General features: G+C 63.1%; 4 protein-coding genes. All 4 read left to right on the forward strand.

What is annotated here, in order from left to right; translation table 11 throughout:
* The first annotated feature begins 75 nt into the window (after positions 1-75).
* The 4 genes from tnpA to ACODR8_RS19815 all read left to right on the forward strand — a co-directional run bounded on the left by tnpA (position 76) and on the right by ACODR8_RS19815 (position 3,074).
* A complete protein-coding gene (tnpA, locus tag ACODR8_RS19800) occupies positions 76-468 on the forward strand; it encodes an IS66-like element accessory protein TnpA (protein ID WP_311271325.1) in 393 nt (130 codons plus the stop codon).
* Complete coding sequence (gene tnpB, locus ACODR8_RS19805) at positions 465-821, forward strand: IS66 family insertion sequence element accessory protein TnpB (RefSeq protein WP_311271324.1); 357 nt, start codon at positions 465-467, stop codon at positions 819-821. The genes tnpA and tnpB overlap by 4 nt, the downstream gene beginning before the upstream one ends.
* A gap of 142 nt (positions 822-963) precedes the next feature.
* Complete coding sequence (gene tnpC / locus ACODR8_RS19810; RefSeq protein ID WP_489008835.1) at positions 964-2,484, forward strand: IS66 family transposase; 1,521 nt, start codon at positions 964-966, stop codon at positions 2,482-2,484.
* Positions 2,439-3,074 (forward strand): plasmid pRiA4b ORF-3 family protein, encoded by a 636-nt coding sequence (locus tag ACODR8_RS19815; protein ID WP_489008834.1) that lies wholly within the window; start codon positions 2,439-2,441, stop codon positions 3,072-3,074. Before tnpC ends, ACODR8_RS19815 begins: the two co-directional genes overlap by 46 nt.
* Positions 3,075-3,111 lie beyond the last annotated feature (37 nt).

A 3,111-nucleotide genomic window follows, 5' to 3' on the forward strand; every position in this document is an offset into this window, starting at 1 on the left:
GTAAGCGCCGACGGAAGGCGGCCTTGTTGCCGGCACCGGAATAGGAAAGCTCGCGGCCTTTGAGGAGGCGTGAGCATGGACATCGAGCAGTCAAACGAGCCTCGTATGAGCGGTCGCGGTGATGGCGGAGCGCTTGTACGGGTGGAGCGGCGTCGGAACTGGAGCGACGAGGAGAAGCTGGCGATCCTGAAGGAGACGACGGCGCCGGGGGCGATCGTCTCGGCCGTGGCTCGGCGGCACAGCGTTGGAACAGGCCAGCTTTATACCTGGCGCAAGCAGCTGCTTCGCGGAGCGATGGCGGGCTTCGTGCCTGTCGAATTGGCATCGTCTTCGCCGTCGGCCAAAGCTCGGGAGCCAGGGCGGATTGAGGTTCGAGGGCGGTGCGGCCTGACGGTGTTGGTTGATGGCGAGGTCGATCGGGCCGCCCTGAAACAGGTGCTCGATGTCCTGCGGGAGCTGGATCATTGAGCCTGGCGTTCCCGCCTTCGACGAAAATCTATCTGTCGCTGGCGCCGTGCGACATGCGCAAGGGGTTTGATGGGCTGTCGGCGCAGGTGCGCAATATTCTTCAGCTTGATCCCTTCTCGGGGGCGGTTTTCCTGTTCCGCGGGAAAAGGGGCGACAGGTTGAAGGCCTTGGTCTGGGACGGGTCCGGGCTATGCGTGTATGCGAAGCGTCTCGAGCGCGGAAAGTTCGTGTGGCCTCGTGCTCATGAGGGCGCGCTCCGCCTGTCGGCAGCCCAGATGGCGATGCTGATTGAAGGGCTGAACTGGAAGCAGGCGATCGTCCACGACGAGGTGATCACGCCGAGGCTCGCATAGTCAAAAAGATCAGGAAAACCGCCATTTTATGTAGGATTTACCGTGGGCTTCGGCTATTATCGGCGGCATGCGGTTCGCCCTTGATCGCCTCCCCACAGACCCTGTCCTCCTGCAGAAAATGCTGCTGGAGATGGCCGATGTCATGGAGCAGGAACGGGCCGAACTGACGGCGGCGCAAGCCACCGTCAAAGCCCAGACCTTGCGGATCGAAAAGCTCGAGCATCATGTCGCGCGGCTGCTGCGCGTCCAGTTCGGCCGCAGCTCCGAGAAAATGGATATCGCCCAGCTGCGGCTGATGTTCGAGGAGGTCGAAGCCCCGGAACCGGCAAACGATGAGGTGTCAGCGCCGCCCGTGTTGAAATCGGCCCGCAAATCCGGCGGCCGCGTTCCGCTTCCCGCACACTTCCCGCGTCAGACCGTCGATCATCAGCCCGGCCCATGCAGTGCCGGTTGTAATGGACCGTCAGTGCAGATCGACGAGGCCGTCACTGAGGTTCTCGACTATGTCCCTGCACGCTTCCGGGTCATTCGCCATGTCCGGCCCAGGCTGGCGTGCCGATCCTGCGAACAGATCCGACAAGCGCCCGCTGTCGATCTGCCGCTGCCCAAGGTGATGGCGAGCAGCGCCCTGCTGGCCCACCTCGTCGTCAATCGCTTTGTCGATCACCAGCCCTGGCACCGGCAGTCGGTAATCTTCCGCCGCGTTGGGCTTCACATTGATCGGGATGTGATGAGCCGCTGGGCGCGAAAACTGGCGTGGCTGCTGGCGCCGCTGGGCGAGCGGCTGTTCGCCTATATCCGGGAAGCCGCCAAGATCCATGGTGACGACACGCCGGTCACGCTGCTGGGCAATGGCGATGGCAGCCGGACCGGGCACTTCTGGGTCTATCTGCGTGATGACCGCTCCAGCGGCGACATGAGCCCGCCTGCCGTGGTCTTCCGCTTCAGCGCCGATCGTGGCGGAGCGCATCCGGCAGAACATCTCGCCGACTATCGGGGGTATCTACAGGCAGACGGCTTTGCCGGGTACAACGCACTTTACCGTGACCCCAAGACCAAGGCCCCCAGGGATATCGTCGAAGTGGGGTGCTGGAGCCATGCGCGCCGGAAATTTACTGACATCCTGGAGAAAAGTCCGTCGCCGATCGCGGCGGAGGCGGTCGTGCGGATCGCTGAACTCTTCGCCATCGAGCGCGACATCAAGGGTGCTCCACCTGATGAGCGAAGACGCATCCGCCAAATCAAGGCGGTGCCGAAGCTGGAGGCATTGCGCGTCTGGCTCGAAACCCAGAACCGAGGCCTGTCGTCCGACAGCAATCTGGCGCGTGCCTGTCGCTATCCGCTCAACCGCTGGCAGGCCATGATCCGCTACTGCGATGACGGTCGGCTCGAGATCAGCAACAATCTGGTGGAGAACGCCCTGCGCGGGGTCGCGCTCGGGCGCCGGAACTGGATGTTCGTCGGCTCCATGAAAGGGGGAGAAGCGGCGGCGCTCTTCTACTCCCTGGCCGGCACATGCCGGCTCAACGGCGTCGAGCCTGAAGTGTGGTTCACCGACGTCATCGAGCGCATCGGCAACTACCGGATCAATCGGATCGATGACTTTTTACCCTGGAGATGGCAGGCATCAAGGCTGACCAACGATCTGGAGAAGGCTGCGTGAGCAACGGCACTGTCGTGCGGATGAAGATTACGCTGGACGATGTCACGCCGGCCGTCAGCCGAACGCTGGAGGTGCCCCTCAATATCCGGCTCGACCGTCTGCACACCGTCATCCAGACCGCCTTCTCGTGGACGGACTCTCACCTGTGGGAAATGAGCTTCGGGCAGACCGGCTTTGGCATCCCTGATCCTGAATATGGCTTCGACGGGCCGCTCGACGCCCGTAAGGCCACTCTCGCCCAGGTCCTGGCGGATACGAGGCGCAAGACCTTCCGATATCTCTACGACTTTGGCGACGCCTGGGAGCATAGCGTCAAGATCGAGCGCGTCAGCGCGGCCAGCCCGCACCTGACATATCCGCTCATCCTCGATGCAGTAGGCATGCGGCCGCCGGAGGACAGTGGCGGGCCATGGGGCTACGCCGAAAAGCTCGAAGCGCTCGGCGACCCCCAGCATGAATATCATGAAGAAGCGCTCGATACCCTCGGCGACGACCATGATCCCAACGCCCAGCCCGATATCCCCCTGATCGAGGCAAGGCTGGAAGCGCTCGCGAAAAAATGGGCGCCGCGGAAACGCCGCAAAGCCTGACAGGCCGCGTCAACGCCACCTTCCGTCGGCACTTACG

The organism is Sphingobium sp. FG58, from assembly GCF_057809055.1.